The organism is Nonomuraea sp. NPDC001699, assembly GCF_053596455.1.
On record NZ_JBSFGF010000003.1, the window covers coordinates 653,553 to 678,626 of the forward strand.

The following is a 25,074-nucleotide window of genomic DNA, read 5'->3' on the forward strand; positions in this document are numbered from 1 at the left end:
GATGGGGCAGGTGGGCGGCGCGGTTGCCCGCCACCAGCCCCCGGAGCAGGTCCACGGCCTGTTGGTTGAGCGGGATCGCCTCTTCGTGCCGCCCCAGGTCCGCCAGCAGGGCCGCATGGTTGTTGAGCGAGCCGGCCAGATCGGGCAGATGCGCGGCGTGGTCGAGCGTCACCAGCTCCTGCAAGGTGCTGACTGCTTCCTCGCTGAGCGGCACCGCCGCATCGCGCTTCCCCACCGCCGACAGATGAGCCGCCTGGTCGTTCAGCGAGGCGGCCAGGGCGGCCAGGTGGGCGGCGCGGTCGGACGCCACCAGCTCGCGGCGCAGGCGCAGGGCCTCCTTGCCGACCCGTACGGCCTCGCGCCGCCGCCCCGCCTCCGCCAGCCGGGCCGCGTGGTTGTTCAGCGTGAGTGCCAGGTCGGGCAGGTGGGCGGCACGGTCGGCCCTGGCCGATCTGCTCCGCAGCCGGACGGCTTCCTCGCTGAGCCGTAACGCCTCATCCCGCAGCCCCATCTCAGCCAGCAGGGCCGCCTGGTCGTTCACCGAGGCAGCCAGATTGAGCAGGTGGGCGGAGCGCCTGTTCCTGGCGAGCCGGCGCAAGATCTCGGTGGCCTGCCGGTTCTCCTCCAGAGCCCGGGCGTGGAGGCCCGCGTGGGCCAGGCGCCTGGCCAGGGTGTTGTGGACGCGGGCACGTCCAGCGGCGTCTGTGCGGACGGCCAGCTGACGCTCGGCCAGTCGCCCGCCGAGCGCGGCGATGCCGGCGTCCAGGTCGATGTTTCGGTGGGCGGGGAAGCAGGACTCGATGGCCTCCAGCAGTCCGAGGTCGAGGTGGTCGTGGCCGGCCAGGGCGGTCAAGGCGGCGCTGCCCGCGGCCATGGCCAGCTGGGGATCGCGGCGCAGCAGGGGGTACAGGTGGCGGACGCCGAGGTGCGGCCAGCGTCGGGCGGGCCTCGGCCAGGAAGGTGATCGCGCGGGGCGTCCAGTCAGGCGGCTCCCGTTCGCTGTCGCGGGCGAGCAGGAAGCCGGTCGTGGACGCGGCCCAGGGCTGCGCGGGATAGTCGGCTGTGTGGCCGGGCATGGTCAGGGCGAGGAAGTCCTCGGCGAGCCGGTCGGGAGCCAGCGGTTCCAGCACTGTGGGCCGGGCCGGGTCGGCCGGGGGATAGCACAGGCTGTGGTCGGCGAGGGCCCGCTCGGCCGGGAGCGGCACCCGCATGGATCTCACCAGGGCGGCGCCCGCGGGTGCGGGGAGGGGGCCGGTCAGTACCGCGGTGAACACCAAGCGGTTCATCACCTCCGACGGCGTCTGGTACGCGCGCCCGGCCGGGTCGAGGTCGTGGGCCGCGTCCCCACGCAGCCGCGCCCATTGCAGGTGCTCGCGGTTCAGCAGATAGACCGTCAGCCCGGTCAGGTCGCTGGGGGAGGTGGCACCGTTGACGTGGGCGTCGACCGCGACCAGAGCGGCCATGTGCAGGGCCAGGGTCAACCCGAACGCGGGATCGTCCAGCGGGCCGGGAGGGCCGACGGCGTTAGGGTCCGCGAGCCCGTAGCGGGCGGCGAAGCCGTCCCTGGCGGCGCGGAACATCTCCCCGCGCGGCCCGAGCCCGCCCGGGAGGTCCCCCAGCAGCTGCGTCGAGGTCTCGCCCCGGACCTCGGTAAGGGCAGCGCGAACCGCCGGCCAGGCATCGGCGCTGCGGGCGAGCAGCAGCACCCGGGCACGGACATCGCCGCGATGCAGCAGGGCATTGCTGAACAGCCAGGTCAGATGCGTCAACGGCCACTGGTCGGCGTAGTCGATGATCAGCAGCAGGCCTGCGACGCCGTCCGCGCGGAGGTCCTGGCTGCCTGGCGCGAGCTGCACCTGCCCCGGCCCCTGGACCGCGGTGACCACTAGCCAGCCCGCTTCGAGCGACTCCTCGGCAAGCTGCCGCGCGAGCCGCGTCTTGCCTTGTCCGCCTGGCCCGTACAGCCATCGGGCGGACAGGCGTGGCGGGCTGTCCCGCCATCGGTGCAGATTCGCCAGTTCGTCGGCGCGGCCGGTGAATCCCACGATGGCGAAGCGCGCGTTCAGCAGGCGGCTGGGTATCCGCCTCAGCCAGTGGAGGTCGGCTTCCTGGGGTGGTTCCCACTTCCTCAGCAGGTACAGGGGGACGTTGTCGCCGAACACGTGGATATCCGCACCGATGACTCCGTAGGCGAAGCCGTTGACGGCTGTGACGTTCTGCGTGACCGGCTGCCGATCGTCGTCCATCAGGCGTCCTCGTCGCCGGGCGGGAGCTGAGAGCCGGCCAGCGGCCGGGCGGCATGGTGGTGGTTGATCACGTTGCCGAACATCGCGCCCTGAGCAGTCGCTCCCGGCGCCGACGCGGTGATGTTCTGCACGGGGCCGTCGCCCGAGGAAACAGTGCCGTTGTCGTCACCGGCGACGGCGGTCGAACGCTCCTCGGAGGGCGTGGTGCCCGCTATCTCGCCGCCGCTGCCGTTCCGGTCGGCGAGACGTTCATACAGCGCTACCGCCAGCGCCGCGATCCCGACGAACAGGCCGATCACGCTGGCCATCTTGTCGGCCTTGTCCAGCCCCTCCGCGGCGAGATAAACACCCAGCCCGGCCAGGACGAGCACCCCGACTACGATTCCACCCCACATCCGCGCGCGTCTGGACATGACAACATCCTCAGCCCACTCGGAGGATGACACAAGGCGCGGCTCCGGCGGGCAGCGCCCGGGGTGGCGGATCTCGGATCGGGTGGTACAGAATGTCCGCCGGCTCCTGGGCCCTCTGCCTGCGGGATGGTGGCAGGGTCAGTGCTGCCAGCGGGCCGGGGTCGTGCTCGGCGAGCGCGGCGGCGATGGCTTCGGTGCTGGGCTGGACGTAGATGCTCAGGGTGCGCAGGCTCCGGTGGGTGTTGGGGTTGGCGGTGCGCGCTGTGGCGAGGAAAGTGTCGAGGGCGCGGTGGCCAGCGCGGCGCCTAAGGCCGTCAAGTGGCCTGCTTGTCTTACGTGCCTGACAAGATCACGCCACGTTGAGCTGGGGGAAGAACTGCGAACCCAAGATGACCGTCGGAACCCGCAGGACGCCATCGGGGTTCTCCGTCGGCGATGAGGCTTCTTCGGCCAGCGCTGCCTGCCTGACGCTTCATGGCGCCGCCCGACAGCGTGATCGGTGTCGATAGCCTTAGCTGGGGGTGGAGACCCAGGGCACCGCGCCGGGCGCTGTTGCCATGCAGTCCTGGCCAGCGGAATCCGCGGGAACGTGTCAGTGAGGCTTGAGAAGCGTGCTCAGCTTCCGCTTGCCTCTGGCGGTCAGGTTACACGGCACATTCCAGCCCTCCACTCTCCCATTACTTCTAGTAGTCAGATGACTACTTTTAGTTACTATGGGGTTGGACCTGTTCTCCTTGCAGGGAAAGCGACCCCCATGACACCCCAATCCACGACCGACGCGACCGTCACCACAGCAGCCACGGCAGGCGGCGGCATGCGTCCGCGCCTACTTGCCGATGTGCGCTTCGTCGCCGTCAAGGACGGCGTATACATGCAAAGCGATCTGGATGCATGCACGCTCACCGGGCAGCACAGCCATGCCTGGCTGACGCAGCTCGCGCCGCTCCTGACCGGCGAGCACACCATGGAGGAACTGACCGCCTCGCTGCCGGCCCCATCGGCCCAGATGGTGAAACGTTTGGTGGAGGTGCTGGTCGAGCGTCGTTTCGTGGTTGACGCGGGCCGAGATCAGCCGCACACTCTTACCCTGCACGAGCTGGCCGTCTACGCGCCGGAACTCTCCTTCATCCGGTACGGCTTCGACGCGGCCGAAGCCCGCTTCGAAGTGCTGAGGCAGGCCACGATCGCGCTGGTGGGCACCGGCCGGGTGCTGGCCGCGCTGGTGGAGGCCGGCCTTGGGTCAGGTTGGCGGCAGGTGTGCACGGTAGGTGCCGCGAGTGGGGAGCTGGCCGGCGCCATCGCCCGCGGACGCCGCGACGAGGCCCAGTCGGTACGGGCGTGCGCCCAGATCCCGGACGGAGCCGACGTCGTGCTGCAGGTGTATGACGGCCAGCACGCGGAGGGCTTGCTGCGGGTCAGTCGGCTGTGCGCGGAACGCCGGATCGCACTGGGACAGCTGTGGGTCAGGAAGACCGAGGGCTGGCTGTCACTGGTCTCGGCGAAGGCGGGCACGTCCGCCTCGACTTGGCGGCGCCTGACCGAGCCGCCAGGCCGGCGGGGCGAGGCGCCGGACGCGGAGGACGTCGACTGGCTGACCGGGGCGGTGCCGGCGGTGCTGGCCACGCAACTGGCGCTGTCGTGTTTCGAGCACCTGACGGGCATGGCCTGTCCGGTCGATCGTCTGGCGTTGACCTGCGTCGATCTGCGGACGCTGGACACGCGCCGGCATCGCGTGCATCCGCTGACGGTCACCGCCGGTTCTCGCCGGATGGGCGAGTCCCCGCGAGAGGCGCCGTTGACTGGTGAGGAGTTGCTGAAGCGCAGCAGCGACTACATCGATCCCCGCACCGGGGTGCTGGGCGAGGTGGACGAGGGTGATCTGGCTCAGGTGCCGCTGGCGGTGTGCCGGGCGCGTGTGTCCGACCCGAACGGGGTGCTTGGGCCCGGAGCGATGCCAGAGGTGATCGGCTGGGGACGAGACCCTACGTCGGCGCGGCTGCGTGCGGTGCTGGCCGGACTGGCCACCTATCAGGCGCTGCTCGCAGAACGGAAGGCGAGCGCGCCGTATCGCGCTCCGGTAGGAGTGGCTGCGGGCCTGTCCTGGCGGCAGGCGGTCACCGCCGGCCTGACTCAGCAGTGCCAGGCTCTGCTGGGCGGGAGCGACCGCGCTACCCACCCCCTCGTCGCACCGCTGGACGATCCGGAGATCGCCCGCCTGCTCGCGCTGCTGCAAGCGGCCCAGGAGCCGGCAGCGCTGCGGGATCTGACAGCTGTGTTGGGCGTGCCTGCCTACACCGCGGGCTCGGCGGCGCCGGCGTGCGCCGCCACCCCGCAGGTGGCGATGCGCCGGGCGCTGGAACATCTACTGCTGACCTGGCAAGCGCGCACCAACAACCAGCCCTGCTACTCCGAACCGGTCGCGCTGTGGCCCGATGACGATGACAGCGACGATTGCGGCGACGATGACGGCGCTGTCGAAAGGCTCACGAGGGCGCTGACCGCGGTGGGACGGCCGCCGACCGCCCTACCACTGCGCGCGGACGCCGAAGTGGCGCGGCTGCTCCCGCACGTGGTGCGGGTGGTGTGCGATGAGTGAGACGCAGGCCGCTGTCACGCATGGGCTGCGTGCGATGCTGGAGCAGGTCCCTGCGCCGGACGGCACGTTTGTCGTGCTGGCCGACGGCGGCGACGACGACCGGTACTCCCTGGCGCGGGCGCACGCCCGCGAGCACGGTCTGACCTGGTTGCCGGTACGGGCCGAGAGCGGCTGGGTGCTGATCGGTCCGGCCGTGACGGCGGGGATACCGGGTTGCCCGGCCTGCCTGGGCCGGCGGCGCGACCGCAACCGATCCGACGCCACCGCCCGCCGCGCCCTGGCCGAACAGCATGAGCCTCGGCACGTCAGCGACCGGCTGCTGCCCGTGGTGTCATCGGTGATCGCCACGCTGGTCGCCGCCGAGCTCGGCAACGGATTCGGCCGGACGCATGGGGGTGTGCTGAGGGTGTCGGTCACCGGCGCGGCCGTCACCCATCATCGGCTGGCGGCCGACCCGTTGTGCCCGGACTGCGCTCAGCGGCCCGAGGACAGGCCCCACACCTTCGACCTGGGGCCCGCGCCCAAACCCGGCCTCGGCACGTTCCGCATCCGTCCGCTCCCTGCCGACCTTGAAGGACGCTTCGTCGATGCCGAGACCGGGCTGATCGCCTCGCTGGGCAGGGCCGGCCAGGGCAACATCCCCACGGCTGTCGCCCGGCGCGATCCCGGACGCGAGGGCGACGAGAGCCGACACGGCTACGGTCGCGCCCTGGACTTCGCCTCCGCCCGACGGATGGCGATCCTCGAAGCGCTGGAACGCCACGCCACTACGTTGCCCCGCGACCGCAAACCTGTTCGCGCGGCCTACGCCGACATCATCGATCACGCGCTGGACCCGCGCACTCTGGGACTGTATCCCGACGCCTGGTACGACCGGCCCGGCTTCGGCTTCGCCCGCTTCGACCCCGACCAGCCGGTCCGCTGGGTGTGGGGGTTCTCCTTCCGCGAGCGGCGGCCGGTGCTGGTGCCGCTGACCTTCGCCTTCTACGGCGCGGCGACCGAGGCAGAGCCCGGCTGGGCGTATGAGTGTTCCAACGGCGCCGCGCTCGGCGGCTGCCTGGCCGAGGCGATCTTCTACGGGTTGCTGGAGGTCGCCGAGCGTGATGCCTTCCTGATGACCTGGTACGGCCGGTTGCCCGTTCCCAAGGTCGATCTGGACACGGCCGCCGACCGGCGCATCCCGATGCTGGCGGCCAAGGCCCGTCAGGACTGCGGGTACGAGCTGATGGCGTTCGCGATGCCGATGGAACAGCGCGTCCCGGCCTTCTGGGCGATGGCCGTCGATGCCGTCGGCGGGCCGGGCCGGCCCTACGTGTTGTGCGCAGCGGGCGCTCACCCCGACCCCGAGCAGGCGCTACATTCGGCGCTGTTGGAGCTGCTGCCCTCGATCGCGCCCCTCGGCGACCGCTACGACGAACGCGCGGCGGCGGCTCTGCTGGCCGACGGCGACCTGGTCCGGGAGATGGAGCAGCACCGGCAGTTGTCCTGCCATCCCGGCGCCTACGAGCGGCTGGAGTTTCTGCCCGCCCGCGCCTCCGGCCGACCGCTGGCAGATCTGGCCGAGCCCTGGCCATCACACACCGACCTCGCCGAGGACCTGGCCGAGCTGGTGGGCCGTTACCTGGCCACCGGCCTGGATGTGGTCGCGGTCGACACCACCTTCCCTCAGCTGCGGGAAGGCGGCCTGGCCGCCGCCAAGGTGCTGGTGCCCGGCACCCTGTCGATGACCTTCGGCCACCGCTACCGCCGCATCCACGGCCTGCCGCGGACGCTGACCGTGCCGCGCCTGCTCGGCTACCGCGACCGTGACCTGCTCCCCGAGGAGCTCAACCCCTACCCGCACCCTTTCCCATGAGCAGCAAACCCGCCCCGGGCGAGGCGACCCGCCGCTACCTGAAGGCCCTCGATGACCGCGAGCCGGCCCCGATCGACTGGAGCGCGGCACCGGCCCCCTACAAGCGCTACCTCACAGCCGCCCGGATCGCCCTGACCGACGGCGATCGGATCGGGGACCTGCTACGCGGCCTGCTCGGCCTGACCCGCATCTGCTGGAGCCACCCCTACGACGAGACCGGCGCGTTCGTCTCCGGCCGCATCAGGGCCTATCCGTCCCGGCCCGCCCCTTCCGGCGGGGCGCTGTACCCCATCGAGGCGTATGCGGCGACCGGCCGCGCTTTGTACCACTACGACGTGGTCCACCACGCCCTGGAGGTCGTCGTCGAAGGCGATCACCGCCGTCGCCTCACGCCGCCGAGCACGGTCCCTGATCTGGTGGTGGCGCTGACGGCGGTGTTCTGGCGTACCGGCTTCAAGTACGGAGATTACGCCTACCGCGTGCAATGCCAGGAGGTCGGGGTGCTCGCCGCCCAAGCGCACGCGCTGGCCGGCCGACTGGGACTGCGCGCCGCCGTCCACCTGGACGTCGACGGCCTGGCCGCCGACCGACTGCTGGATCTCGACCCAGCCGCGGAGGGCACGCTGGCCCTGCTCACCTTCTCCGGACCGCACGCCGCCTCCCCCACCGGTGGTCCTCCCGGCAGCGGCCGCCCTGCCCCCGCCGATCCGCCCCCGCCGGTCGCCACCCGGCTGCCGTACCTGACGGCCTTGCACGCGGCCACCCGACGCCGCCCCCGAACACGCGGCCCTACCAGCCCTTCCCTCCCGCCTGAGCCGGCAGGGTCGGCCATGCGGCTGCCCGCCGTACGGCCGGTCCGCCTGGCCGACGGCATCCCCTTCCGTGCTTCTCCCCTCAACGGTTTCCGGCCCGCCCGCCTGCCACTGCACGAGCTGGCCCAGATTCTGGCCAGTCCCTGGACCGACCACCCCGGCGAAGACCTGGATGCGGGCGCGGTCGCCCCTTACCTGCTGATGCTGCGCGTCACCGGTTCTCCGCCCGGCCTCTACCGCTACCAGCCTGAACGGCACATCCTTCACCAGGTCGCCGATGCCGAAGCGATCATCGCCATCTCCGGCGGCCCTCTCCAGCCCAATACCCGGGCTGCGCTACGCACCGCCGCCGCCGCGCTCATCACGGTCGGTGACCCGCTCGCCGGAGCCGGCCGGTTCGGCGACCTGTGGTACCGGATTCAGCAGGCCGAGATCGGCTTTGTACTCCACCGCGCCACCCTGGCCGCGCACGCCCTTGGTCTGACCGCCCGCATCCACTCCGACGCCACCAACCCCGCCACCGACACCGCGCTCGGACTGAGCGCGACCCCGTGGCGATCCCTGGGCTGCCTGCTCCTGGGAGCGCCCCGCGTAGACGGGCCGACGCGGCATGCGCCGGTCTCACCGGTACAGGACCACCCGGCCCTGTGCCAACCGACAGGGCACCAGTCGTGCCCGTGAGGAGAACACTCACCATGTCCGAACGCATCCGCAACCTCAGCGAGCTGCCCATCGAGACGATCGACGTCCAGCCTGCAGACAGCATCGAGGCCCTGACCAGCGGTCACGGCATGACCGAGATCGCGGCCTCCTGCAACTCCGGCAACAGTTACAGCTGCACCGGCCGTCGTCTGCCGGAGGACGACGCCTGACCGGTAGCCACGACAAGCGGGCAGGCCCGGCGCGTGCCGGGCCTGCCCCTCCAACCGGAAGGAACGCCCTCATGGCATCAGGGCCGGGCGAGACCTTCGGCGTCCGGGTGGCGGGCCTGGCCGTCAACACCCTGCAAGAGCTGCGCTTCCCGCGCACCTGGGCAGCGGTGGACGAACTCACCGCCCAGGACGCCTGGCTGGCCGCTGAAGGCGAGTCCCTGTCGCAGGCGTTGTACGACGTCATCGGCCGCAACCGACAACCCGGCGCGAAACCGCTGCTGGTAGCGCTGCGCCGCGCCGTCTACACCGGCCGGCCCGTCCACGGCCTGGACATCCTACGGACCGTCCTGCCGGACGACGTCGCGCACCGCATCGACCTGTGGCGGCATCGACGGGCACGGCGGGAAGCCCTGGCGGCTTGCCTGCCTGAGGTGCTCGCCACCGAACTGAGGGACAGGACCGAGACGCTGCGCAGACTGGCCGCCGATGAGGGGTTCCGGCACGGCCTGCTGTTCTCCAGCCTCACGCTGTCAGCACAGCTGTCGAAGTGGCTCGACGACCCGGGCGCGCTCCCGGGGCGCCCTGCTCTGATCCGGCTGTCGCGGTACCTGGCCCGAGTCGCGACCAAGACCAGCCCCTATGCCACCTTCACCCTCAGCGGCCTGGGCCGCTGGTCCGCCGGCGGCTCGGCGGTGAGTGTCCCTCGCGAGCTGTCGGGCGAGATCGTCGCGGAACTGGACCAGGCCGTGGTGCGGCGGTTGTGGGGGGCACTGGCCCGCCGGCCGGAGCTGCGTGCCGCGGTGGGCGTACGCGTCAATCCCAGCTTGGCCGAGCATGAGGGACGGCTGTGGTTCCTGGGGGCGGGCCCGCACGAACCGCTGACCAGCGTGCCGCCCGTGCCGGCCCTGGAGGATCTGCTGGCGGGCGTGCGCGACCTGTCCGATCCCACGGTTGCCGCCGTGGACAGGTTGGCCGGCGCGCCGGAACCGGTAGACCGGCTGCTGGAGGCCGGGCTGCTGGAGCGGCGGCCCCCGTACACCGACCAGGCCGCCGATCCCCTCGGCGACCTGCTGGCCTGGCTGCGGCGCAGCCTGCCCGCCGACACCCCCGACCGGTCCTACCTGCTGGCCACGCTGGACGAACTCCACCGGCTGCTGCACGCCCCCGCCGGCCGGCCCGACGTGCGCCGCCGCGCCGTCGAACGGATGCGCGAACTGGCCAGCAACGCGCTGGAACACCTCGGAACGGCCGGGCCGGTCGGCAAAACCCTGTGCCTGGACACCGCGGTCTCCCCCCGCCACCTGGCGATCTGCAGCCGCCCAGCCTGGCAGCCGGTCCTGGGCGACCTGCAGCTGCTGCGCCGGCTGTGCGCGGTGTTCGACCCCGATGGCCCGATCAAGGCGGCTGCCGCCGACTTCTTCCTTTGCCACTTCGGCGAACCGGTGCCCTTCATGCGCCTGTACCAAGCGGCCCACGCCTTCGGCGCTGAGCTGCGAGCCCTGCTCCACGGCCAGGACACACCGCGGCGAACCGCGCACGCGGCACTGCGACGGCAGACCTGGGAGGCCCTGTACGGCGGCCCGCAGGACATCCAAGGCGTGATCGTGGTCGATGGCACGCTGATCGGCAAGCTCACCGCGACCTGGCCGGACCACCTGCGTGCGCCGGACTCGATCTGCTGCTACGGCCAGGCCGTGTCCGCCCCGGACGGGATCGGGCTGGCCCTTAACACCGTCTACTCCGGCTACGGCCGCCACACCGGCCGCATCCGGCACCTCCTCGGACGCGCCGGCGACGCCATCTATCCCGTGCTGGAATGCCGGGGCGCCTTCGGCACGAACCTCAACCTGCGACCCGCCGCTGCCACCGGCATCGACTACCCCTTCACCAGCAGCGACGCCGGCACGCTTTTGACCGACCTGTGGGTGTCGCACGACGCCGCGAGCGGACGGCTGGTTCTGACGGATGAATCCGAGCAGCGCCTGCATCCGATGCACACGGGAATGAGCAGCGAGCTGATGCTGCCGCCCGCCTGGATGTTCCTGATCCGCGTCTTCGGCGAGCCGCCGATCGCCATGCCGCTACGGCACTGGCCCAGCACGTCCACCGGTCCGGTCGCCCACCGGCCGCGGCTGCAGATCGGCCGTGTCGTCCTGACCCGTGCCGCGTGGCGCATGCGCGCCAACGCCTTCCCCGTACCCGAGGGAGGCGAGGGCGAGGCCGCCTACCTGCTCCGGCTGGCCCGCTGGCTGGCCGACCACCGCATACCCCGCTGCTTCTTCGCCCGCCTCACCCCAGCGCGGGCCGGGCGGGCCGCCAGCAAATACCGCAAGCCGCTGTATGTAGACGTGCGCCACCACTTCCTGTTGCTGTCGCTGACCCGCTCCCTTCGTGACCCCGATGACGTGCTCGTCCTGGAAGAAGCCCTGCCCCACCCCGCCGACGCGCCCCGCTACGGCGCCCACGGCCGCCGGGTCACCGAGTACGTCTTCGAGGTGGGCGCATGACCACAGGGTCCGGCCGTACGCGCTGGATCAGCGCGCACCTCTTCCACGCCGGCAACCTCGACACGCTCCTGACCCGCCTGCTCGCCCCACTGGTGGCCGACCTGGACCTGACCGGCTCGTTCTTCTTCCTGCGCTACTGGGAAGGCGGCCCGCACCTGCGCCTGCGACTACGGCCCGCCGATCCCGGCCACGCCGAACAGGTCACCCGTGAACTCACGCGCAGGTCACACTCCTACCTGGCCGCCTATCCCTCACACCGCGCCCTCACCGCCGATCAGTACCGCATTCTGGCCCCACGGCTGGCCGGCGGTGAACGACTCCCCACCCATGACCCCAGCCTGCACCCCAACGACACCATCGAGTTCATCGCCTATCAGCCCGAACACCACGCCTACGGCGACGCCACCTGTATGGCCGCCGTCGAAACTCACTTCACCACCTCCAGCCGCCTCGCCCTGGACATGCTCACCGCCCACCCCGAACCCGCCCGGCGCGCCGCGATCGCCCTGGCCGCCGTCACGCTCACTCTGGCCGCCTGCGCCACCGACCCGAGCGGCTTCAGCCCCGCCGCTCTGCCCGCCACCGTCCATGACCACTTCCAGACACGCCGCGACGACCTGCTCCGGCAGACCCGCTCCCTGTGGTCGGCCGAGCCCGGCGGCGTTCTGGGCGCCTGGCACCAGTCCGTCGCCACGCTGCGCCAGGCGCTGCTCGACGGCCATTGCGCCCGGGACGCCGGGTCTCCTCTGGGCTTCCTCGCCCGTGCCGCACCCCCCGAAGAGCGCGCGATCACCGCGGTGCTCCTGCGCTGCACCCATCTGCTCAACAATCGGCTCGGCCTCAGCTCCACCACTGAACACCACATCGCTCTGCTGGCCGCGCACGCTCTGTCCACCCTGCACCAGACTGGAGACCTGCCATGACCGCACAACCGGCGCCCCAGCCGCCCCCCACCCAGTGGCACTCGGCACACATCTACTACTACGAGCCCGACAAGACCGACCTGCTCCTGGACGGCATTCGTCCCCTGCTCAACCGGCTCCACCCCCTGGTGACCGGCGCGCACGTGCTCCGGCACTGGCGCCAGGGCCCTCACCTGCGGCTCAACATCCGCACAGACGCGCACACCTGGGTTCGCACCGTGCAGCCCGCGATCGACGAGAGCATCGGCGCCTACCTGGCCGCGCGCCCCTCCACTGCCCGCCTGGACCAGCGCTCACTGCTGGCCCAGCACAGATTCCTTGCCGAACGCGAGAACGAGCACGGGCCGCTCATCCCCTTCCACCCCGACAACAGCATCCAGTACGCCCCCTTCGACGACCGGCTGCACGTCCTGACCGACCCCGAGGCGGTCGACCTGATCAACGCTTTCTACACCGACAGCACTCCACTGCTGTTTCAGATGCTGGAGCACGCTCGCGCCGGCCACGACCGCCTCGAACTGATCGCGCTGGGCCTGATGCTGGCCAACTCGGTCACCCTCGTGCCGCCCATCACCGATAGCTTCGTCTCCTACCGCTCCCACTCCGAAGGCTTCATCGCCCAATGCGCCGACCCCGAAGCCACCCGCGCCCGCTTCGACGCCCACTACGACGCACACCGCGACCGGTTCACGGCAAGGGTCCGCGCGATCATGGGCACCCTTGACGGCCGCGCGGCCCAGCCGGTGCCCTTCGTCCGCGAGTGGGCCGGCCTCATGGCTGCCTACCGCGACCGCGCCACCCCGCTCATCGCCCAAGGCAAACTCATCCGGCCGCTCGTCTACAACGAGAACGAAGCCGCCCGCAATCCCGCCGAGATACACCGCCTGATGTTCGGCAACCGGGCCTTTCACCGGAGCGTGTTCGAACCTCCCCGGTTCAGCTGCTACCGCCTGCTGATCAACTACACCTACCTGCAGATCACCCGGCTCGGCCTCACCCCGCCCGAGCGCATGCGCCTGTGCCACCTGGCCGCCAATGCCATTGAAGAGGTCTACAACGTCAACGCCCTCGACGCGATCCGCCACACGGTCGCCGCCCACCCCAACCCCTGACCAGCAGCCCTCATGGCGACGTCCGTTGCACAGAGGCAACCACCCGCGCCGGCTACGGCCCGCCCCCTGTCCCGCTTGCATCGCTTTCACCGACCCGCACCGCCACGTGATCGGTGAGGACGAGCAGTCACCCGGCGATGGCCTGCTCGGGTGGGATGCCGTCATCCTCTTGGGTGCCCAGGCCATCAGGCGGCCTCCTCGCCTTTACGTGCCTGACAAGATCACATCGCTCTGAGCTGCGGGAAGGGCTGCGAACCCAGATGACCATCGCCGCCTCACTGTGCAAAGGTGTTCAGGCGACGGGCTCGATGCGGCTCCGGGCGTGCCGGCCTTTGTTACAGATGCTGACGATCAGCTGGTAGGCAATGGCTTCCCGGGAGAAACCGAGGTCCGAGTCCAACCCTCCCCCTGAACTGATCACCACAACCTGCGATCGCCACCGGCCCGCATTCCCGTGCCGTCTGAGCAGCCGGCTCAACGGGGAGAAAGTGTGCCGTCCGCTCTAGCATCCTCATCCCGTGGTAGGGCGTGTAGGGGTTGTTGCAGTAGTACTGGCGGCGGTTGGCAGGGCGGCGTGGGGAGGGAGTGGGCGTGCCACCTGCGAGCTGGCATTCGCTCCGCGTGACGGTTGTGGGCCGTAGGTTGACACTCCAGCCGTTGTCCTTGCCGCCCTCGCAGCGCATCGTGTCGCCGAAGATGGCGGGGAGCCCGCCGGCGTTGCGGCAGCGCATGGTGGCCCAGATGTAGAGAGGTTCGAGGCAGGGAATGTCGGCGGCGGCCAGGATGACGGCGGCCAGGCGCCGGAAGAGGATGAGGCCGGGCCCGGACGCTTGACGGGTAAGCCGCGGTCAGTCCACCGAATCCTGTGCCAGAACGTCGAGGTGCAGATCCGCTAGGGACTTTTGCACGAAAGGCAGCAACTCTTGGGCGTGGGAGACCCGAGGATCAAACATAGCGGAGACAACCATGCTGTCCTCGTCGTAGCTGAAAACGACCATCGCGGAGCTTCCACGACCCAAGGGGGGACAGACGAAGATGTTACGGCCACCCGGAAAAGTGTGGCTATGCCCCAACACGCTGACGTTAAGCCGTTGACTGGAGTCTTGAAGGAAAACAGGCATGACAGCCCTCAGAATCGGCCAGGTTACCGCAGAGGGGATGTGGTAGGAGTCTCGAAATATTTGGCGTTGCCGGGCGATTTTGTCGACGCCCGTTTGGCGGACGATGCTCGTCAGTCGCTTGACAGGCGATGCTTCCCCACAGGGAAGGGTGATGGGCAGAAAGCCCGCATGGTTTCCCAGCGTGATGTGATGGCGCGTGCCGAGTATGCTCACCGGCAGGCCGACAACTAGCTCTCGCTTGTCGTGAGCCGATTCTGTCCATCGTTGCGGGTGCCATTCCCGTAGCGCGCCCGCAAGGATGGCACAGCTGATCTGCGGTATGGAGGCTCCTGTGCGACGTGCGATGTCGCGAAACGGCGCCATGTCCAGGCTAAGAATGTGCAGGCAGCGACCAGAAGAGGCGTCTGTGCGGCTGGCATGCCATGTCGGCGACGCAGCGGACAGCCGTGTGAGATCGCCTACAAGAGACCGCAATGTTTGGACCAGAGGAGGTCGTGAGTCGGGCGGTGGCGGCGGCGTAGGACTTGGCAACGTCCGATTAGCAGTCAGAGCCCGGACAGTGTTGACCATCGCCAGGCCGTCCTGGAACATGTGATGTGTTGCATAGCACAACAGGTGTTCATGGTCGGCATAGCCGTGCAGGACCATGAATTTCCATAGCGGCCGGTCACGCGGGAGTGGTCGACGGGCAGCGATGTCGGCCACTGCCTGGTGAGGGCTCTGCCCTGGCGCTATGCGGTGGAGTTCCACATGTTGAGCCGGGTCAAAGGCAGGATCAGGGATCCAGTGCGTACGGCGTCCGGCCCCATGGAGCCGGTAGGTCAGGGCCGGTGCACGGGTCACCGCTTGCGTGACGAGATCCCGCAAATGCTCCAGAGAAGGTGGAGGGCCATCCATCTGGGCGCCGAATCCCATGTACAGGCGCCACTCCTCCGCGAGACCGGAAACGATCTGAAAATGCCGGTCGGTCACATTCAGCGGTATCGCATTCTCAGGGTAAGTCTGATTTCCGGATTTGCTTTCACTCACAGGCGGTGACTGTATCACCTGGAAGGCCCAGGCGAAAGGGGAGGTCTAGATTGTCCAATCGACGACCATCAAACCCATTTACCCGGACCTATTGTCCCCAGGTTGCGTTCACGACACCGGGGCCTGGCGGGGCTTGGCCTGTAGGCTGGCCGAGCAATCTCCCGAATCTGACGTGTTCCGCTGCTGGAAAGTTCCAGTACATGCTCTGCCGTGGCAGTATGCGGTGTCCTGCGGCGACAGGAAAGCCGCGACGACAATCTCGCATTTGACGATTTTGCGACGCGAGAGTACCGGCGGTACACATGAAAGTCGCACGAGTGGGTGCGGCATGGCCCGTCTCACGATCGAGGAATCGTCAGGCGGTAAGTCAGGTTCTTCCATCACCATATGGCTCGGGCTGAAGGCGCGGCTATGCACTATGAGAACTAGGTTGAGCTGGGGCTGGAAGACATATTCTCATGACGATCGCGCGTGATGAATGTATATGACCCTCCGTCCTCTCCTCCCACCGCGCCACCCGTCGAATAGGCCGTCGGCATCTGTATGGGCAGCGCCGCTGCACCGCCGGCGATCGTTCTCGGGCGCGCCCAGGCATGGCGGCGCGGGTGGTGCCGGCGAGAACCGGGCGAGGTTGTCTCGCGCACAGATCGGATCTGCTTCACCTCACTCATCGGCAAGCTGAGGTGATGAATCGGGATCGTACGTGTCGCGCCCCCGGTTTGATGGTCGCGTGAGGTTGGGGGGTGGAAGGGTCGTTGAAACATCACGACCGCGGGGGCGTGACCGTCGGGGTGTGTCAGCGCGCTGTCGGGTCGGCCAGGGTGACCACCAGTTGGCGCGGCCGGCCAGGCGCATGACAGCAGGCACCAGCAGCGCGCGGATGAGGGTGGCGTCCAGCATGACGGCGAGGGCCAGGCCGACGCCGACCATTTTGAGCAGTGTCAGGCCGGAGGTGGCCAGTGCCGCCATGACGAGGGCGAAGATGAGGGCGGCGGAGGTGAACAGGCGGCCGGTGTGCTGCAACCCTAGGGCGACGGCAGCGGCGGTGTCGCCGGTGCGTCGGTATTCCTCGGTGATGCGGGCCAGCAGGAATATCTCGTAGTCCATCGAAAGACCGAAGGCGATACAGAAGATCGTGCTGGGGATGAGGACCTCGATGCTGCCCGTCACGGTGAAGTCGCCGACCAGCCAGCGCAGATGGCCGTCCTGGAAGACATATACCAGGACGCCGAAGGTGGCGGTAAGGCTGAGCGCGTTCATCAGCAGCGCTTTGAACGCGAGGACCATGCTGCCGGTCAGGGCGGTGACCAGGGCGAAGGTGACCATGGCCACGAGCATGAGGGCGCGGGGCAGCATCTTTCCCAGGCTGTCGCGGGTGTCAGCCAGGTTGGCGCCTGGGCCGCCGATCAACGCCGGGACCGGCGAAGGGAGCCGGCGCAACTGCCGCACCAATTCACTGTTGGCGACGGAGTATGGCTCGTATGCGGGGGTGACTATCAGGTAAGAGTCGCCGGTGGTCGAGGTGGCCGCTGGTCGCGGTGCGCGCTGGGTGAGGGTGCCTTGCTGGTAGGAGCCGGCGGCGGTTTCCACGTGTACGACTCCTGGTACGGCTGACACTCGGCGGGCGTAGTCGTGCAGGGAAGCGGTGTAGGCGCTGATCTCAGGCGCGATCGGCAAGCCGGGCAGGACGATGGTGGTGGGTGCGATGCCGCCGATGCCGCCGAAGGCATGCCGCAGTTGCTCGGCCGCCTGGGCGGCGGGGACCTGCGGTGGCAGGTTCCGGTCGTCCATGGTGGCGAGGCGGACGTCGGTGAAGGGGATGGCGAGAGCGAGCAGGAGCAGGGTGGTGGGGATGGCCACGGCCAGGGGCCGACGCATGACAGCGGTGGCGCCGACGTACCACCAGTGCCCAGCCGCCCGGCCGGCCGGGGGGGTGCGCCCGGCTCGCCACGGGCCGGGCATGGGGAGGCTGTTGACGCGCTCGCCGAGCAGGAGGAGTACGGCAGGCAGCACGAGCAGGCTCGCGGCCGCGGCCGCGACGGTGATGGTGATTCCGCCGTAGGCGAGTGAGCGTTGCAGGGTGAACGGGAACAGCAGCAGCGCGGTCATCGACAAGGCGACGGTGGCCGCCGAGTAGGCCATGGCCCGGCCCGTGGTGCGCATGGTGAGCGCGATTGCGGGCTGGGGTGACAGGCCGCGGGCGAGTTCCTCGCGAAAACGGGTGACGATGAAGAGACTGAAGTCGACTGCGAGCGCGAAGCCGAGTGCGGTAACGATGCTCAGGGCGAACACCGAGACGTCGGTGACCTCGGTCAGCAGACGCAACACCGCCATGGTGGCGGTGACGGCCAGGGCTCCGACGAGTATGGGCAGCAGGGCTGCCACGACCCCGCCGAAGACTACGAGCAGAATGACCAGGGTGATGGGGGCTGCGATGAGTTCGGCTGTGCGCAGGTCGTTCTCGCTGCGTTCCTGATTCGCGGCCTGGATCGGGGCCTTACCGGTCACGCTGAGAGTCAGGTGTTCGTAGCCGCCGGTCAGGTCGGTGGCGAGTTGGCGGGCTGTGGCTGCGCGACGGGCCTGATCGCCCGTCAGAGCGACCAGGATGAGGGCGCTTCGGCCGTCACGGCTGTGCATTTGTGGCGAGCGGTCGTCCCAGTAGGAGCTGACGTGGGACACGCCGGCGGCGTGCCTCAGCGCGGTCGTCAGCCGCGCGCCGGTGGCGGCGCTGACCGCGGAGTCGACGGACTTCTCATCGCGGGCGATCACTACTAGGTCAGGGTTCCCGGCTTCATAGGCTTGGTGGAACAACTCGTCTGCACGGGCGGACGGGGCGCCGATGGGCGCGGTGTTTCCGAGGACCAGCCGATCGGAAACGTCGTGACCGAGCAACAGCGCCGCGACGAACCCGGCCGCGGTCAGCCAGAGCACGGTGTGTGCGATCGCCGCTGGGCGCATGCGGGTACTCCTTATGAGGGTGTCGGGTGAGGTGCGCGACGACGGCATCGACACGCCTGGCCGCGGCCATGTAGCAGAGAAACTGCAAGGTCAGCGGCACCGTGAGATGGGGTAGCCGGCCGGATGCTGTGCTGGCCGCCCGGCACCGGCAGGGCGGGCGTGTTCATTCAGGTGCTGAGGCAGGCGTCGTGGGTGGGCGTTGCGCGGGGATGAGTTCGAGCCGGCGACCTGCCGCTTGACAGGCGTCGGTGATGCGGTCGAGTTGGAGGTCGGAGTGCGCCGCAGTAACGCTGATGCGGATGAGAGCTCGCCCGTTCGGGACCGCCGGGGGGATCATGGCGTTGGTGAAGACTCCTTCGTTCAGGAGCTCCTTCCATAGGCGCAGGCAGAGCAGCGGGTCTCCCACGTGTACCGGGATGGTCGGTGTGCTGCCAGGCCCGGTGTCGAAGCCGAGGTCGGTGAGATCGGCGCGCAGGCGGCGCGCGGAAGCTAGGACGGCAAGGCGGCGTTCGGACTCGGTTCGGATGATGCCCAGCGCGGCGTGCGCAGCGGCGGTGCACGCCGGTGGCAGCGACGCCGAGAACACCGCTGCCCGCGCGTGCAGCCGCAGATGGTCGATGACATGCCGGGGGCCGGCCACAGCGCCGCCGAGGGTGCCAAAGCATTTGGAGAACGTCAGCGTCTGGACATCGACGGCGTCCAGCACGCCAAGGTGCTCGGCCGCGCCTTTGCCGCTCGCGCCGAGCAGCCCCACGTCGTGCGCGCCGTCCACGATAAGGCGAGCTCCGTGCCGGTCGGCGATGCGCGCCAGCGATGGCAGGTCGCCCAGGTCGCCATCGGTGGAGAACATGCCCTCCGTCATGATGAGACGCCCCCGGTCCTGGTCTGCGGTCTCTAGCTGGTCGTTGAGCTGGGCGACGTCGTTGTGGCGGAAGCGCCGCAGTTCGGCCTGGCCCAGGCGGGCGGCGTCCAGTAGTGACGCGTGGACGTGCTTGTCGGCGAACAGGATGTCGTCGGCGGCGAGTAGAGCACTGAGAGCGAGGTTGGCCTGGTAGCCGGTGGTGACCACCAGGGCGGCTTCCTGATGCAGGAAGTCGGCGAGATCGGCCTCAAGGTCCTCATGCAGCGCCAGCGTGCCGTTGCTGGGCCGAGAGCCGGAGTTTCCCGCGCCGAGGCGGGTGGTCGCGGCGACAGCCGCAGCCTTGAGCCGGGGGTCATTCGACAGGGCCAGGTAGTCGTTGGAGCCGGCCATGAGTACCGGCTTGCCGTCCATGACAGCTTCGCCATCAGCCAGCCGTTCGGAGATGGGGTGGTAGTAGGGGAAGAACCCTGAGTCGAGGGCGAAGCGCACATCGGGGCGAGGCTGGCACTTGCTGAAGGCGTCCGACATCGGCTGGCTCACTTCCTGTGGCGGACGAGTGGTGACTGCCGCGGAACTCGGCCACAGCGACTCACTCTTGACGGTTACTCAGCGTGTTGTAGAAGAGATCTTGAGAGACGCCTTACCGGGTCGGGAAGCAACTTTACCTTGATTTTACTTAACGACCGTCACGCTGAGTAATCTCATCGGCATACTGAGGTCGCACCTCACGCGCCGTTGTAACGCTGTGAAGCCCCGCCGGCTCCATTCCCGCTCCTCCTGCTATCCCCAAGGACGTTCGACGTGACCGACGAGACGATCTTCGACGAGCTGCGCCACCTCTGTGCCACGATCCTGTACGCCGACCCCGCCAGCATCACCCTCGACACCGACCTGTACTCCGATTTGGAGGCCGACAGCTTGGACCTGGCCGAGGTCTTCGCGGCGATCGAGAGGAAATTCGGACAGGCCTTGGATGCCCCCGCCCTCGCGCAGGTGCGCACCGTGGCCGACGCCGTGGAGCTTGTCCGGGCCAGGCTCGACCGCCGGCACACACTGCCGACCGCACCATGAACGCGCGTACCCGGGTTGCCGTCACCGGGATGGGTGTGCGCACACCCGCCGGACACCATCTCAATGACTTCTGGGACACGCTGGTGACGGGTCGCTCCACCGCGCGCACCATCCCTTCCCTCCTCATCGACGATCTGCCAGTGACCTTCGCCTGCCAGGTGAACGATCCGGGGTGGGAGGAGCACGTCAGCCCCAGGCACGCGCACCGCATGGACCGCGCCACCTTGCTGGCCTTCTGCGCAGCCGCCGACGCTGTCACCGACGCCGGCGGCCTGCACCCTCTACCAGAGCGCCGAGCGGTCGTAACTGGGACTTCGCTGGGCGGAAACCATGCAAGAGAGCAGTCACTGTTGCTGGGGACCGCCCCCCAAGGCGCTCCCACGCCGCTAACGGTGCCGATGGCGATGCACAACGCGGCGGCCGCCTGGATCACCATGGGCCACCAGATCTCGGGGCAGAGCATGACGATCTCCACCGCCTGCGCCTCAGGCGGCCACGCCATCGGCGAAGGCTTGCGGCTGATCCGGGACGGCTCAGCCGACGTCGTCATAGCAGGCGGCGCAGAGGCATGTCTGTCCCCCAATGTCTTGCTGTGCTTTCACCGATGCAGAGCCCTGTCCACCCGCTCCAGCGACCCCGAGCGCGCTTCGCGCCCCTTCGACGTCGGCCGCGACGGATTCGTCATGGGTGAAGGAGCCGCCTTTGTGGTGCTGGAACGGCTCGACGATGCACTACGGCGCGGGGCTCGCATCTATGCCGAACTGGCCGGCTACGGCCGCACCTCCGATGCCTACCATCTGACGATGCCGCACCCGGACGGCGACGGCGCCGAACGGTGTATGCGCCAAGCCTTGGCCGACGCCCGGCTCTCTCCCGGCGAGGTGACCCACGTCAACGCCCATGGCACCAGCACCCAGCTCAACGACCTAGCCGAGGCCCAAGCCATCTCTCGCGTCTTTGGCCCGCAGCAGGTGCCCGTCACCTCCACCAAGAGCATCACCGGCCACGCACTTGGCGCGGCCGGGGCGATCGAGGCCGTCGTCACCGCGCTCACCCTCATCAAGCGAACCGTTCATCCCACGGCCAACCTGCAGACGCTCGATCCGCGTTGCGACATCGACGTGCCAAGCTCCCCACGCCCGCTGGCCCCGGGCGCCGTCGTGTCCAACTCCTTCGCCTTCGGCGGCCATAACGCCAGCCTTGTCCTCATCCCGTACGGCCGCTGACCACACATCGCTGACAAGGGTGTCTTCAATTGCTCAACCACCGTCCCGCCATGCACACGATCCGGCGTGTGCGCACGCGCCGTGAGTTGAAGGAGTTCATCGAACTGCCTCATCGCCTGTATCGCAACGATCCCAACTTTGTGCCGCCCCTGCGTAACGAGTGCCACAACCTCCTGAATCGCAAACGCAACCCCTTCTTCGCCTACGGTCAGGCCGAGTTGTTCATCGCCTGCAGAGACGGGCGGGTTGTGGGCCGCGTAGCCGCGATCCACAACCCCCGCCATAACGCTACGCACCAGGCACGCGACGGCTTCTTCGGCCAGTTCGAGTGTGTCGACGACCCGGCCATCGCCCGCGACCTCATCGAGGCCACCGCCGCCTGGCTGCGGCAGCACGACCTGGACACCATGATCGGACCGGTCAACTTCACCACCAACGATGAATGCGGCCTCTTGGTAGACGGCTTCGATACCGCTCCGGCGATCATGATGCCCTACAACCCCGTCTACTATCCCGCCCTGCTGGAGACTTCCGGACTGACCAAAATCAAAGACCTGTGGGTTTGGGAGCGCGGATCACAGCCGCCGGAAGAGAGACTGTTGCGCATCGCCACTCACGTCCAGCGGCGAAGTCAACTCACCGTCCGATCCATCAAGCTACGAGACTTCGACGCCGAGGCAGCCCGCATCAAGCACGTCTACGACGTCGCTTGGCAGCACAACTGGGGCTTTACGCCAATGACCGACAAGGAATACGCCGCGCTCGCACACCGGCTCCGCAAAATCGCCGACCCACGGCTGATCCTGTTGGCCGAAAGCGAGGGCGAACCGGTCGCCGTCCTCCTTGTCCTGCCTGACATCAATCAGGCCCTGCCCGCCGCGCGTGGCCGCCTGACGACTTACGGACTGCCGATCGGACTCCTTCGCTTGGCCAGAGCCGCCCGCCGCATCAATCGCCTCCGTGTTGTCCTGCTCGGCGTTGTCCCGAGCTTCCAGCAACGCGGCATCGAAACCCTGCTCGTCATCCGAGCGATCGAGGCCATGCGGGCTGCCGGATACCACGGCGGCGTGGAGCTTGGCTGGACGCTCGAAGACAACGACGCCATCAATCGATACCTGCTAGCAAGCCGCTATTCCCGGTCCAAGACCTGTCGCATCTACCAACGAAGCCTATGACGCACACCCGCCTGCGTTTTCTGGTCACCGGCGCTACAGGCTTCATCGGCAACCGCTTGACCCAGATGCTGCTCGCCCGCGGAGACACGGTCATCGCGCTCGCCCGTCCGTCGCCACGAGCGCGGACATTGCGCGAACGCGGTGTCGAAGTGATCGAGGGAGACCTGACTACCGGCCGCGGCCTGGCCGAAGCAGTTGTCCATGTCGACCGGGTGATCCATCTGGCCGGCCTCGTCAAGGCGCGCACTCCCGTCGACTTCTGGAAGGTCAACCAACACGGCACCGCCCGACTCGCCCAGGCACTGGCCGCGCTGTCGCACCCGCCCCGTCTCGTTGTCTGCTCTTCCCTGGCCGCCGCAGGCCCGGCGGCCGGATCAGGCGGTCACAGCGTGGGTGGGCCGGTATCTCAGTACGGCTCCAGCAAGCTCGCCGGCGAGCAAGCGGTCCGCGACTACGCCGACCGCCTCCAAGCGGTCATCGTGCGGCCGGGTATCGTCTACGGCCCCCAAGAGCCGGCGCTGCTGCCCACGCTGATTCCCATGATCCAACGCGGTGTGGTGGTCAAGGCGGGTTTCGGCCCACGCCGCTACTGCCTGCTGCACGTCGACGACCTGTGCACCGCCCTGCTGACCGCCAGCGAGCGCGGGACTCCTCTCTCAAGGGATGACCCGCACGTAGGCGTCTACCCCGTCTGTGACGGACGCTCCTACGACTGGACGGAGATTTGCGCCCTCGTCGCCGACGCGCTGGGCCGCAGAGCGCCCCTCATCATCCCGGTCCCTATGATGGCCGTCCATGCCGCGGCCAGCCTGACCGAACTCATTGCGCGAACACGGCAGCAGGTGCCGGTGTTCAACCGCGACAAGGCCCGGGAAATGCGCTGTGCCTCCTGGGTCTGCCCGCCCGAGCGCATCGACGTGACCGCGCGGGAACTCGGCTATACCCCGAGTATTCCCCTTATGCATGGCCTGGCCTCGGTCATCACCGATGAGGCGTGCCCGGCATAGCCGCGCTCGTCGACGCCCATCCCACACTGCTGATGCAACGATCCTGTACATCGGCCGGGTAGCAACGGAAAGGCGTCGACCTACTGCTCCGCGCATTCCCTCAGCTTGTTCTTTGTCCTCCGGATCGTTCTGTTGAGCGGTGTGGTTTCGTTCGGGTGTAACAGCAACGTTTGTCGACGAGACTCGGCAACACCCCCTGATCGTCGGGTTGTCGTGTTGATGAGTTTCAGCAACACCCAGGGGCTTGCGGTGGGAGTATCGGATTTGTCACCCACCGTGAGGGGCCTCGGATGGTGCGGCAGTCCAAGACCGAGCTCTACGCTGCGATCCGACGCGACGTGCGAGGCGGGATGTCGATCCGGGCCGCGATGCGCAAGCACTCGGTGTCTTATCCCACGGTGACCAAGGCGCTGGCGTCGGCCTGGCCCCAACCGCGTAAGAAGCCGCCGGCGCGGCCGACCCGGCTAGACCACTACAAAGCGTTGATCGACGCCATGCTGCTGGCGGACTTGGACGCTCCTCGAAAGCAGCGCCACACCGCCAAGAGGATTTTCGACCGACTCGTCGACGAGCACGACGCGATGGACGTCTCCTACGGAATCGTACGCAGATACGTCGCCGAGAGGCGCCCGCAGATTCGCATCGAAGCCGGTCGCGGGCCGGTGGAGGCGTTCATCCCGCAGAGTCACCGCCCTGGCGCCGAGGCGGAGGTGGACTTCGGTGACGTGACGGTGCGCCTGGCCGGGGAGCAGGTGACCTGCTACCTGTTCAGCCTGCGTCTGTCCTACTCCGGCAAGGCGGTGCACCGCGTCTTCGTCTCCTGCGGCCAGGAGGCGTTCTTCGAGGGCCACGTCCACGCGCTGAACGTGCTGGGCGGGGTGCCCTTCGGCAAGATTCGCTACGACAACCTCAAGGCCGCGGTCGCCCGGATCCTGGGCTTCGCCCGCCAGCGGGTGGAGACCGAACGCTGGACAGCGTTTCGCTCCCACTACGGCATCGAAGGCTTCTACTGCCGGCCCGGCATCGAGGGCGCGCACGAAAAGGGCGGAGTGGAGGGCCAAATCGGCTGGTTTCGCCGCAACCACTTCGTCCCGGTGCCCGAGGTCGCCTCCCTGGCCGAGCTGAACGCGATGGTCGAGCGTTGGGATGAGGAAGATGAGGCCCGACGGATCCGCTCCCGCCCACGCACCATCGGTGAGTACTTCGCCATTGAACGGGAACTGCTCAAGCCGCTGCCGGACGAACCGTTCGAGACAGGCCGGCACTTCGCGCTGCGAGTGGACCGTCAT

The 25,074-nt window shown here is 68.7% G+C and carries 17 protein-coding genes and 1 pseudogene; 12 read left to right on the forward strand and 6 right to left on the reverse strand.

The features are described from left to right. Positions 1-85: 85 nt before the first annotated feature. From ACWCSU_RS13240 to ACWCSU_RS13250, 3 genes and pseudogenes are all read right to left on the reverse strand, one after another. Positions 86-511, reverse strand: a pseudogene (locus ACWCSU_RS13240) (tetratricopeptide repeat protein); the annotation flags it as partial. Position 512: 1 nt separating this feature from the next. Further along, positions 513-2,246 (reverse strand): hypothetical protein, encoded by a 1,734-nt coding sequence (locus tag ACWCSU_RS13245; protein ID WP_449935078.1) that lies wholly within the window; start codon positions 2,244-2,246, stop codon positions 513-515. Continuing rightward, complete coding sequence (locus ACWCSU_RS13250) at positions 2,246-2,617, reverse strand: hypothetical protein (protein WP_449935079.1); 372 nt, start codon at positions 2,615-2,617, stop codon at positions 2,246-2,248. Before ACWCSU_RS13250 ends, ACWCSU_RS13245 begins: the two co-directional genes overlap by 1 nt. A gap of 796 nt (positions 2,618-3,413) precedes the next feature. Between ACWCSU_RS13250 and ACWCSU_RS13255 the strand changes: the two genes are divergently transcribed. The 7 genes from ACWCSU_RS13255 to ACWCSU_RS13285 all read left to right on the forward strand — a co-directional run bounded on the left by ACWCSU_RS13255 (position 3,414) and on the right by ACWCSU_RS13285 (position 13,336). Next, complete coding sequence (locus tag ACWCSU_RS13255; protein ID WP_449935080.1) at positions 3,414-5,255, forward strand: hypothetical protein; 1,842 nt, start codon at positions 3,414-3,416, stop codon at positions 5,253-5,255. Beyond that, positions 5,248-7,110: a TOMM precursor leader peptide-binding protein gene (locus ACWCSU_RS13260; RefSeq protein WP_449935081.1), complete on the forward strand. Its 1,863-nt coding sequence runs from the start codon at positions 5,248-5,250 to the stop codon at positions 7,108-7,110. The genes ACWCSU_RS13255 and ACWCSU_RS13260 overlap by 8 nt, the downstream gene beginning before the upstream one ends. Next, positions 7,107-8,603, forward strand: coding sequence for a hypothetical protein (locus ACWCSU_RS13265; protein WP_449935082.1), 1,497 nt, complete (start codon positions 7,107-7,109; stop codon positions 8,601-8,603). Before ACWCSU_RS13260 ends, ACWCSU_RS13265 begins: the two co-directional genes overlap by 4 nt. Before the next feature lie 14 nt (positions 8,604-8,617). After that, positions 8,618-8,794, forward strand: coding sequence for a thiomuracin/GE37468 family thiazolyl RiPP peptide (locus tag ACWCSU_RS13270; protein ID WP_449935083.1), 177 nt, complete (start codon positions 8,618-8,620; stop codon positions 8,792-8,794). Positions 8,795-8,865: 71 nt separating this feature from the next. Beyond that, positions 8,866-11,301: a lantibiotic dehydratase gene (locus tag ACWCSU_RS13275; protein WP_449935084.1), complete on the forward strand. Its 2,436-nt coding sequence runs from the start codon at positions 8,866-8,868 to the stop codon at positions 11,299-11,301. After that, entirely contained in the window at positions 11,298-12,224 is a 927-nt protein-coding gene (locus ACWCSU_RS13280; protein ID WP_449935086.1) for a thiopeptide-type bacteriocin biosynthesis protein, read from the forward strand. Before ACWCSU_RS13275 ends, ACWCSU_RS13280 begins: the two co-directional genes overlap by 4 nt. Beyond that, a complete protein-coding gene (locus tag ACWCSU_RS13285; protein ID WP_449935087.1) occupies positions 12,221-13,336 on the forward strand; it encodes a thiopeptide maturation pyridine synthase in 1,116 nt (371 codons plus the stop codon). The genes ACWCSU_RS13280 and ACWCSU_RS13285 overlap by 4 nt, the downstream gene beginning before the upstream one ends. A gap of 848 nt (positions 13,337-14,184) precedes the next feature. On the opposite strand, the gene ACWCSU_RS13290 is transcribed toward ACWCSU_RS13285, so the two are convergent. The 3 genes from ACWCSU_RS13290 to ACWCSU_RS13300 all read right to left on the reverse strand — a co-directional run bounded on the left by ACWCSU_RS13290 (position 14,185) and on the right by ACWCSU_RS13300 (position 19,834). Beyond that, positions 14,185-15,486, reverse strand: a complete 1,302-nt coding sequence (locus ACWCSU_RS13290; protein ID WP_449935088.1) for a wax ester/triacylglycerol synthase domain-containing protein — start codon at positions 15,484-15,486, stop codon at positions 14,185-14,187. Positions 15,487-16,149: 663 nt separating this feature from the next. Next, positions 16,150-18,444, reverse strand: a complete 2,295-nt coding sequence (locus ACWCSU_RS13295) for an MMPL family transporter (protein WP_449935089.1) — start codon at positions 18,442-18,444, stop codon at positions 16,150-16,152. A gap of 163 nt (positions 18,445-18,607) precedes the next feature. Continuing rightward, on the reverse strand, positions 18,608-19,834 hold the full coding sequence (locus tag ACWCSU_RS13300) for an aminotransferase class I/II-fold pyridoxal phosphate-dependent enzyme (RefSeq protein WP_449935090.1): 1,227 nt from the start codon (positions 19,832-19,834) through the stop codon (positions 18,608-18,610). A gap of 273 nt (positions 19,835-20,107) precedes the next feature. On the opposite strand from ACWCSU_RS13300, the gene ACWCSU_RS13305 reads away from it, so the two are divergent. From ACWCSU_RS13305 to istA, 5 genes are all read left to right on the forward strand, one after another. Further along, positions 20,108-20,377, forward strand: a complete 270-nt coding sequence (locus ACWCSU_RS13305) for an acyl carrier protein (RefSeq protein WP_449935091.1) — start codon at positions 20,108-20,110, stop codon at positions 20,375-20,377. Then, the gene (locus ACWCSU_RS13310) at positions 20,374-21,603 is read left to right on the forward strand and encodes a beta-ketoacyl-[acyl-carrier-protein] synthase family protein (RefSeq protein WP_449935093.1); all 1,230 of its coding nucleotides are present in this window, start codon (positions 20,374-20,376) and stop codon (positions 21,601-21,603) included. The genes ACWCSU_RS13305 and ACWCSU_RS13310 overlap by 4 nt, the downstream gene beginning before the upstream one ends. 50 nt (positions 21,604-21,653) lie before the next feature. Continuing rightward, a complete protein-coding gene (locus tag ACWCSU_RS13315; RefSeq protein WP_449935094.1) occupies positions 21,654-22,778 on the forward strand; it encodes a hypothetical protein in 1,125 nt (374 codons plus the stop codon). Then, on the forward strand, positions 22,775-23,785 hold the full coding sequence (locus ACWCSU_RS13320; protein WP_449935095.1) for an NAD-dependent epimerase/dehydratase family protein: 1,011 nt from the start codon (positions 22,775-22,777) through the stop codon (positions 23,783-23,785). Before ACWCSU_RS13315 ends, ACWCSU_RS13320 begins: the two co-directional genes overlap by 4 nt. A gap of 290 nt (positions 23,786-24,075) precedes the next feature. Continuing rightward, a partial coding sequence (gene istA / locus ACWCSU_RS13325; RefSeq protein WP_449935096.1) for an IS21 family transposase occupies positions 24,076-25,074 on the forward strand: 999 nt, incomplete at its 3' end.

Bases quoted from the DNA above. Each gene is read 5' to 3' on its own strand.
- ACWCSU_RS13265 (WP_449935082.1), top strand. From the start codon at position 7,107: ATGAGCAGCAAACCCGCCCCGGGCGAGGCGACCCGCCGCTACCTGAAG.
- ACWCSU_RS13245 (WP_449935078.1), bottom strand. From the start codon at position 2,246: ATGGACGACGATCGGCAGCCGGTCACGCAGAACGTCACAGCCGTCAAC.
- ACWCSU_RS13320 (WP_449935095.1), top strand. From the start codon at position 22,775: ATGACGCACACCCGCCTGCGTTTTCTGGTCACCGGCGCTACAGGCTTC.
- ACWCSU_RS13285 (WP_449935087.1), top strand. From the start codon at position 12,221: ATGACCGCACAACCGGCGCCCCAGCCGCCCCCCACCCAGTGGCACTCG.
- ACWCSU_RS13280 (WP_449935086.1), top strand. From the start codon at position 11,298: ATGACCACAGGGTCCGGCCGTACGCGCTGGATCAGCGCGCACCTCTTC.
- ACWCSU_RS13275 (WP_449935084.1), top strand. From the start codon at position 8,866: ATGGCATCAGGGCCGGGCGAGACCTTCGGCGTCCGGGTGGCGGGCCTG.
- ACWCSU_RS13315 (WP_449935094.1), top strand. From the start codon at position 21,654: ATGCACACGATCCGGCGTGTGCGCACGCGCCGTGAGTTGAAGGAGTTC.
- ACWCSU_RS13260 (WP_449935081.1), top strand. From the start codon at position 5,248: ATGAGTGAGACGCAGGCCGCTGTCACGCATGGGCTGCGTGCGATGCTG.
- ACWCSU_RS13270 (WP_449935083.1), top strand. From the start codon at position 8,618: ATGTCCGAACGCATCCGCAACCTCAGCGAGCTGCCCATCGAGACGATC.
- ACWCSU_RS13255 (WP_449935080.1), top strand. From the start codon at position 3,414: ATGACACCCCAATCCACGACCGACGCGACCGTCACCACAGCAGCCACG.
- ACWCSU_RS13295 (WP_449935089.1), bottom strand. From the start codon at position 18,444: ATGCGCCCAGCGGCGATCGCACACACCGTGCTCTGGCTGACCGCGGCC.
- ACWCSU_RS13310 (WP_449935093.1), top strand. From the start codon at position 20,374: ATGAACGCGCGTACCCGGGTTGCCGTCACCGGGATGGGTGTGCGCACA.
- ACWCSU_RS13300 (WP_449935090.1), bottom strand. From the start codon at position 19,834: ATGTCGGACGCCTTCAGCAAGTGCCAGCCTCGCCCCGATGTGCGCTTC.